This is a genomic window from Methylobacterium sp. WL116, assembly GCF_008039455.1.
GTDB lineage: Bacteria > Pseudomonadota > Alphaproteobacteria > Rhizobiales > Beijerinckiaceae > Methylobacterium.
Genome location: NZ_VRUV01000262.1, coordinates 1 through 6,340, shown reverse-complemented (window position 1 = coordinate 6,340; position 6,340 = coordinate 1). Strand labels below are relative to the sequence as shown.

Annotated in this window: 9 protein-coding genes; 6 read left to right on the top strand and 3 right to left on the bottom strand. The window is 61.9% G+C overall.

The window, feature by feature from the left end:
• The 3 genes from FV223_RS17460 to FV223_RS30550 all read left to right on the top strand — a co-directional run.
• Positions 1–190 (top strand): transposase (locus FV223_RS17460; protein ID WP_147728214.1); only part of this gene is annotated, 190 nt, incomplete at its 5' end.
• A 584-nt stretch (positions 191–774) separates the two neighbouring features.
• Positions 775–957: a hypothetical protein gene (locus tag FV223_RS17455; RefSeq protein ID WP_147728213.1), complete on the top strand. Its 183-nt coding sequence runs from the start codon at positions 775–777 to the stop codon at positions 955–957.
• Between the two features lie 440 nt (positions 958–1,397).
• Positions 1,398–1,631 carry a hypothetical protein gene (locus FV223_RS30550; RefSeq protein ID WP_187276168.1) on the top strand — a complete coding sequence of 78 codons (234 nt, stop codon included), beginning with the start codon at positions 1,398–1,400 and terminating at the stop codon, positions 1,629–1,631.
• A 445-nt stretch (positions 1,632–2,076) separates the two neighbouring features.
• Here the strand turns inward: FV223_RS30550 and FV223_RS17445 are convergent, their stop codons facing one another.
• Both FV223_RS17445 and FV223_RS17435 read right to left on the bottom strand, forming a co-directional pair.
• Entirely contained in the window at positions 2,077–2,265 is a 189-nt protein-coding gene (locus tag FV223_RS17445; RefSeq protein ID WP_147728211.1) for a hypothetical protein, read from the bottom strand.
• Positions 2,266–2,997: 732 nt separating this feature from the next.
• Complete coding sequence (locus FV223_RS17435; protein WP_147728215.1) at positions 2,998–3,240, bottom strand: 3',5'-cyclic-nucleotide phosphodiesterase; 243 nt, start codon at positions 3,238–3,240, stop codon at positions 2,998–3,000.
• A 263-nt stretch (positions 3,241–3,503) separates the two neighbouring features.
• Between FV223_RS17435 and FV223_RS17430 the strand changes: the two genes are divergently transcribed.
• Both FV223_RS17430 and FV223_RS17425 read left to right on the top strand, forming a co-directional pair.
• Positions 3,504–3,812, top strand: a complete 309-nt coding sequence (locus FV223_RS17430; protein ID WP_210247514.1) for a hypothetical protein — start codon at positions 3,504–3,506, stop codon at positions 3,810–3,812.
• A 233-nt stretch (positions 3,813–4,045) separates the two neighbouring features.
• Complete coding sequence (locus FV223_RS17425) at positions 4,046–5,308, top strand: glycosyltransferase (protein WP_147728209.1); 1,263 nt, start codon at positions 4,046–4,048, stop codon at positions 5,306–5,308.
• Between the two features lie 53 nt (positions 5,309–5,361).
• Here FV223_RS17425 and FV223_RS17420 read toward each other — a convergent pair whose 3' ends face one another.
• Positions 5,362–5,724 carry a hypothetical protein gene (locus tag FV223_RS17420; RefSeq protein ID WP_147728208.1) on the bottom strand — a complete coding sequence of 121 codons (363 nt, stop codon included), beginning with the start codon at positions 5,722–5,724 and terminating at the stop codon, positions 5,362–5,364.
• 496 nt (positions 5,725–6,220) lie between these two features.
• Between FV223_RS17420 and FV223_RS17415 the strand changes: the two genes are divergently transcribed.
• The coding region (locus FV223_RS17415; RefSeq protein WP_246689708.1) for a transposase at positions 6,221–6,340 on the top strand (120 nt) is incomplete at its 3' end.

Below are 6,340 nucleotides of genomic sequence, written 5' to 3'. Positions count from 1 at the left end.
CGCTCGGCGCGGGATCGACAGCAGCGAGAAGCTTGGGCGTCACCGTTGGGTAGTCGAGCGCACCCATGCCTGGTTCAACCGTTTCCGACGCCTGCCCGTACGCTACGAGCGTCGCGCCGACATCTACAAGGCCTTCACCAACCTCGCCGCCAGTCTCATCACCCTCAACCAAATCAGGCGGTTCTGTTAGGCGCTCTAAGTCGGGTCGAAACCAGCTGGCTTGTGTGTCTGAAAATCAGTCGTTTACCCTACGTCAGCCCTATCGCCGTCCGTGATGTCATCCCCCAATTCAGTCACACCGACGGCCTGTTGGCCGTTGCAGGGACCTATGGCGCCAAAGTCGGGCAGCGCGCCCCTGTTGGCTGTGTCGGCGCAGCGAAGGCCCGGTGGTTGTTCGAGAGCAGCGCGTCGCGGGTGCGAGCAGAAGTGCCCACCCTGATCCTGTCGCGGTTCGGTGCCGGTGCAGGCTTGTTGGCGGACTATGGATTGTCGGCAGCTCAGTGATGGGCAGGGGCAAACCAGCCTCAGTGCGTGTGGTGTGATTACTCTCGAATGGTGGGCTTTCGCTGGTCCTATTGTGGCAACGTGTGGCTCCCTGTGGCCCGCTTGGTGAGGGCCATCACAGCTCCGCGGCAAGGCTACGGTCGTGCACGGTAAGGTACAGCAGCGTCACGGTAAGGAGCACGGTAGGAGTAGGCGTATCACACCACACGCACTGAGAGTTGCTGGCGGGTACCATGTTGTCGAGGGAAGCACGCCTCGCTACAGCGCACCATGCACAAGCTCGACGCCCTCCTAGACCGTCTCAAGGCCCATCAGCGGGCGATGATCCTGGCAGCGGCCGACCACGAGATATTGCCGGCCACGAGCGTCCTGAGGCAGATCGCCGAGCTTGAGAACGCCATTGCGGCAGTGGAAGCAGTTGCCGACGAGGAACAGGGTCGGCAGGACCGGTAGAGCCGGCGACGTGAGGGGTCATTCTTCGGCAACCTGTCTCGCCTACCATGAGCCATGCTGCATCAGCAGCCAGCAGGTCTGCCCGATCCGCTGCGGCGGCCCTGCTTGCCCCTTCAAATAGGGTCGCTTACTACCGCTCCGCGAAGCTTGGCCGAATTGCCAAGACGGACGATATGCTGACAGACTCCATCACTGAAATGGTGCGCCGCCGCTGGCAGGCCCCTCGTCCGTTCGAAGGACACACGAAGGAAAGCCTTCTTCGGAAGATCGACAGCCCCGCGGTCCGCGAGGAGGTTAAGGAGCAGGCCCGGCGTGAGCTACAGCTTCGCTCCATGCGCGCCCTGTCCGGTTAGCCGTTCATCTCGTCCGTGCCTTGCCCGTGTCGGTGTTCTCGAAGGCGTCCACCACCGCGCCCTCCCCGCGGCGGATGCTCACTGAACGTGGATGGTCAGCTTCATTTTGGGGTGGATGCCACATCGGATCACAAAGTCGCCTGCCTCGGTCAACGTCAGCGTGCGATTAGTACCGGGCTCCTGGTCACCCCCGTCGAAAGTGAACCGATCCGCTTCAATGAAGGCGTGGTGGACGGCAACATCATCTTTGTTGACGAAGGTGAGTGTATCGCCTCGATGCAGGAACAAGTCAGCTGGATTGTACTGACGCCCCTTTTGTAAAATCACACGGACAGTGCTTGGTAACGCTGCCCATGCCGGTAGAGCCACACTTACGGCTATGACTGAACTTAAGGCAAGCAACGCTAGAATTAGGCAAGTACGCCGCAAACCTTGACACATAACAAATATCCAATGTGGATAGAATGAGCTGCGGACCTATAAACACTCTCGGCTCGATAAAAATATAACATATGGTTGTCTGGCTAACTTCATTTTAGCAAGGGCATATTATTAGTTTTTTCAGACTATGCATTTCGCCTTTGTAAGTAGCTTGTTGTTCACTATCATCGCGTCACGTACACCTCCTAGCCGGTTGAGCCCTCAACGCTATCGCGGCGGTTGAGGCGGTGATTGGAGAGGAAGCGGACAAGCGGCGGAGATAGTCTCTAGCAGGAGGCTCGCTTGGGCCTGTTGTCGAAGGTTAAGGGGGGGGCAGCTACACGGATCACCGCCGCGAAAAGTGTAGCGTGGCAGCGGTAGCTATCAGAGCAGCACCCAGCACTATGAATATGGCCGCGGTCGGATTATACGGCGGGATGAACTTCAATTCGACAATGAAAGCCACGCCGATGATGCCGCCGCAGACGATCACCAGGGCGTCACGGACCCTATCGGGTTGTTCGCGCTTGCGCATCGCTCTTTGCCTTTAGCGTTCGGCCTACTTCATACGCCACAAACGAAAAAGGCGCGCCGGTTGAGGGCGCGCCATAGGTGCGTTCGTGGTCTCAGGCACGAACTGTATTCAAGATACGAGATACCACCGTTGACCGCTGTAACCAGCCAGACACAGTGGGAACCCGAGGTGTGATGCGCGATGCACCCGCAGTCAGCAGGCCCCCCCCCGATCCGCTTCCTACTCTCCGGCCGGCACAATCACGTGCTCTCATGACCCGACTTAAGGCCGACGTCGTGCGCACACGCGCTGACAGAGCAAGAGTCAAGCTGTGTGGATCTGGCACCTGCGCCAGCTCAACCTGTCAGCCGCTGACTAGAAGTAACGGGGGAGTACGCGGGGTTGGGTGTCAGCCGCTGATGTTTCTCAGCTTGGAGAAGGAGGTGCTTTTCAGCGCCCCCTCCGCCGCAACGGAAACCTGGGTCCTACCCGCGAGGACGGTCACGGCGCTCGTTGACGCCGTGTCCGATCTCCCGACGCCTGATTGCGCCTCATACAATCCCGATAGATCTGAGCACCGAGGTTGTAGAGGCTCAGGCCTTTTGGGTTTCGAGCACTGAACACTTGGGCTTTCGCTTCATCTCGGCAAGCCGCATCCTGTGGGCTCTGGATTGGTTCGCTTTGCGCCAAGGCTGTCTTCGTCATGGTGAGGCAAAGAAGCGCGACTACGATGGTTCGGGACATCCAGCCCTCCTACTTCCCGCCCGAGCCTGCATAAGCGTCGATCGCGCGGCGGCAGTTCTCTGTGAGATTGCTACGGTTCTTTTTGAAGCACGCATCCATCGCGGGATCGTCGGAGTCGATGCCACTGCAGAGCTTCAACGCGTCCCCGGTGCAGTACTTCTTCAGGTCTGCGTTGCCGCGCTTCGACTCAGACGCGGCGAGCACCGGTGCGGCAGTGAGGACGAAAGCGAGGGTGAGAGCGAGAGCGCGCATCATGCTATCCAACTGAGAGTATGCGCATGGAACGTCGGGCCGATCGAAACGGCTCCGCTTTATATCTTTTCCATGATCTGGAACTTGCCGACGGGTCACCGTGAACTACCGGCTCCAATAAAGCGCGATAACACCCATCCCCGCTGGCAGGGGCCGGTATACTCTTGGCTCACTGGAAGGACGGCGTAGGTGCGGCAGCTCGTTGTATCGGCGCCGTAGACGATGCCCAACCATCCACCGAGATGCTCGCACACCAGGACCGGTTGGGCGCCGCGAAGGCGATCGATCTCTCTGAAAGGCTCGTTCTCGCCAGGGCCGCTTCGAACTGGGATCACTCCATCGGGCTGATCAGCCAGATCCGTCACGCGGCCCTGTGTTGGGCAGGCGTCCTTGCCGATCTGGCCCGCAATCATGATTGGGACGTCGAGGCGCGCTTCCTCTCCGTACGCTGTGGTAGCAGTCGCTACGGCGAAGGCAGCGAGCAGGATTTTCGTACGCATGGGATAACCTTTGAGCAGGCTGTAAGCCGGTGCCAATGGTTCCTGTTCCCCGCACCGCCGACCTTTACGTGATCGATCCGGCCCAAGGCTTCACGGCTTGGCACAACGCGGTCGATTCGGAACCACCAAGCAGTCGGTCCCCGAACCCGAGCTTGCCCTGCCGAGTTGAGGAAGCAGCGCCGTTCGGCGTTCGAGGCTTTTCCTATGTTCTTGATCGCGTCCCTCGCGGCGGGCACCTTCGCGCTCGCCAGTTCCTTTTCGCTCATCGCGATGTGGGCGGACTAGAGCCTCGGTCCTAAGTTCGCGTGCGTGTTCAAATCATAGCGGTCGGCACCCATGGTGACGTTCTTCCCATGGTGGCGATCGGCGTCGAGCTGGCGCTCCGCGGTCACGCGGTCACGCTCGCCGCGCCTGCTCCGTTCGCGGCCTCGGCCGTGCGAGCAGGGCTCTCGTTCCATGCACTGTGCACGCAAGCCGAGTACGATCGCCTCATCGGCACACCGAACCTGTGGCGCCCATGGCGCGGCGTTCAGACCATGTTCGAGGCTGTCGCCTCGCTGGCTGAGCCGACCTATCGCTGGCTTGCCGCCGCACAGGCGACGGGCGGAAGCGTCGTGGTCGCTTCCACCCTCGGTCTCGGCGCCCGCGTTGCGCAGGACAAACTCGCGCTACCCGTCGTGGTGGTCCACGTGACGCCGTTCCTAATGGAAAGCCGTTATGCGCCGCCGCGCCTGCCCGGCCTGCCGTTGCCGCGCCTCCTGCCGGCGAGGCTCCGCCATTGGATCGGCAGGGGGGCTGACCGCTACGTGATTGGCCCCGCAGCACTCCCCATTCTGAACGCCTTCCGGGGCACCCTCGGCCTGCCGCCGGTGCAGCGGCTACGCCACTGGTGGAACCTTGCGCCGACCCTCATTCTGATGTTTCCCAGCTGGTACGCGCCGCAGCAGCAGGACTGGCCAGCCCACGCCCTTCAGGTCGGGTTCCCAACTGCCGACCGACTTGGCGACACCCCGGAGCTTCCGGAGGACCTTGTCGCCTTCCTGCGTGCCGGGTCGGTGCCGCTGGTCTTTACCTACGGTTCGGGCATGCGGCAGGGGCGCTCGTTCTTCGAGACGGCCATGCGGATCTGCCGGCGGATGGGCCGCCGGGGCGTATTCCTGGCGCCTCAGACCGGACAGGTTCCATCGAACCTGCCGCCGGGTGTAATTCACGTGCCCTACGCCCCGCTGACAGCTCTGCTGCCGCACGCGGCCGCCTTGATCCATCACGGCGGTATCGGCACCGTGGCGTTGGGGCTCCGGGCTGGTGTACCGCAGCTCATTGTGCCGGTGGCGTTCAATCATTTCGACGAGGCGCACCGGCTCAAAGCCCTCGGCGTGGGCACCAGCCTGTCGCGCCGTCGCTTCACCCCCGCCCGCGGCGCGCGAGTGCTCGGACGCCTACTCGCCAGTCATGACGTGGCGGCGGCGTGTCAGTTACTACGCATCCGGGCCGCGGCCGATGACGGCATTGGCGAGGCTTGCGACGCGATTGAGCGGGCAGGTGGGCTCCAAGTTGGGGGACGCTGACGTGAGTCGATGTTTCCTGCTTCCGCTGATCCGCACCAGCGGTCGCCAAACGATCAGTCCAGAAAAACGCGGACGCCCTCTGTGTTCAGGATGCTCCGCTGGTCGGCACACCAGCGCTCTGGGCCGACCTCCGCGATTTCCTGCGCGAGGCGCTTGCCCTCATTGTCGACAGCGGCCTGTGCCTGCTTCTGCCCAAGGCTTTGATCGAGTGTAGGCCGTACGGTGCTAGATAAACCGTCCGACACCTTGTCGTCGATCGCATAGAACTGCCGGCAGTGAAGGACGATGCCAGCCTGTGCGCCGACGATGCGCACCAGCCCGTCGATCTTCTCGGCTCGCTGCCCGTCGTTGGTTGGCGCGGCCGTGCAAACGCCGGCCGTCAGGATCGTGGCGAAGGCGGCGAGGACATAACGCATTCGAGTAAAATAGCCGCTGGAGTGCCTATGTCGAGATTGCTGCCGGAAACATGGCGGACCTTCGCCTTCAATAATTCGTTGGTCCGTCGAACCAAGGCAAACCGGGGAAAATCGTGATCTGGCAGGGTATGAAAACTGCGCCGCGGGACGGTCAGCGGTTCGTCGCGGGCCTATGGATCGGGCAAGGTGCAGCTGCGAAGTTCGAAATGCATATCATCCGCGCCGACATCCGCGGCGAGGGAGTTCACCCAGAGGATGATCGGGGCTGGTCGTGGAGCGACTACACCCATTGGTTGTCGCTAACTGTGCCGTCGCGGCCGGGTAGTTCAGATCGACCAGCCCCAGGCGGAAAGGGCGCGACGCCTCCCATGATGCATCGAGCTTACGGTGTTGACTGAGCCCGATCACTAGGTCGCGAACTCATAACGGCTGGCACGGTCGCTCGCCCTGATCGTTGATCCTCCAGCATGGAGGATTGTGAATGGCGTAGTTTGACCTGACGGATGCGGAGTGGGCGGCGATCGAGCCGGTTCTGCCGACGGATGTGCGCGGCAAGGATCGGGTGGACGACCGGCGGGTGCTGAACGGCATTTTCTGGCGGTTGCGCACGGGCGCG

Excerpts from the sequence above, each read along its gene's own strand:
- FV223_RS17455 (WP_147728213.1), top strand. The coding sequence starts at position 775 with ATGCACAAGCTCGACGCCCTCCTAGACCGTCTCAAGGCCCATCAGCGG.
- FV223_RS17445 (WP_147728211.1), bottom strand. The coding sequence starts at position 2,265 with ATGCGCAAGCGCGAACAACCCGATAGGGTCCGTGACGCCCTGGTGATC.
- FV223_RS17435 (WP_147728215.1), bottom strand. The coding sequence starts at position 3,240 with ATGCGCGCTCTCGCTCTCACCCTCGCTTTCGTCCTCACTGCCGCACCG.
- FV223_RS17420 (WP_147728208.1), bottom strand. The coding sequence starts at position 5,724 with ATGCGTTATGTCCTCGCCGCCTTCGCCACGATCCTGACGGCCGGCGTT.